Origin of the sequence: Shewanella intestini (assembly GCF_018221465.1) — a bacterium.
GTDB lineage: Bacteria > Pseudomonadota > Gammaproteobacteria > Enterobacterales > Shewanellaceae > Shewanella > Shewanella intestini.
Window position 1 is genome coordinate 1 of record NZ_JAAIKR010000063.1, and the last position, 656, is coordinate 656.

Sequence of the window (656 nt, forward strand, 5' to 3'; positions counted from 1 at the left end):
TATACCGCATCCGATGGCACAGAAAGCGAAACTCAAACATTAACTATCACCATTGTTGGCGCGAACGATCCGGCTGATATTACAGTGGATTTAGCCAGTGGTGATAGCGATTCAGGAATGGTTACTGAAGATGGTGCAAGCGATGTTGATGGCAATACCCTAGAAGCAGTATCTGGCACATTAACCATTAGCGATGTCGATGACGGTCAAGCAGCATTCCAAGTGCAAACCGATGTTGCTGATGGTAATTACGGTAGTTTCTCCATCGATGCCGACGGTAATTGGGATTACGTCTTAAACAACGATCATATCGATGTGCAATCGCTAACGGAAGGCGAAACCTTAACTCGCACGATCACAGTAACTTCAGCAGATGGCACTGCAACCCACAACATCACTATCACCATTGTTGGTGCTAACGATCCGGCTGATATTACAGTGGATTTAGCTAATGGCGATTCAGATAGTGCGACTGTCACCGAAGATGGCGCAACCGATGTTGATGGCAACACTGTCGAAGCAGTTTCAGGTACTCTTTCAATTTCAGATGTTGATGACGGACAAGCTGCATTCCAAGTGCAAACCGATGTTGCTGATGGTAATTACGGTAGCTTCTCAATTGATGCTGACGGTAACTGGGATTACGTCTTAAACAA

General features: G+C 45.6%; 1 protein-coding gene. It reads left to right on the top strand.

The window, feature by feature from the left end:
• Positions 1–656, top strand: a 656-nt coding sequence (locus G3R48_RS17165; protein ID WP_212593432.1) for a VCBS domain-containing protein, incomplete at both ends; no start/stop codon positions are given.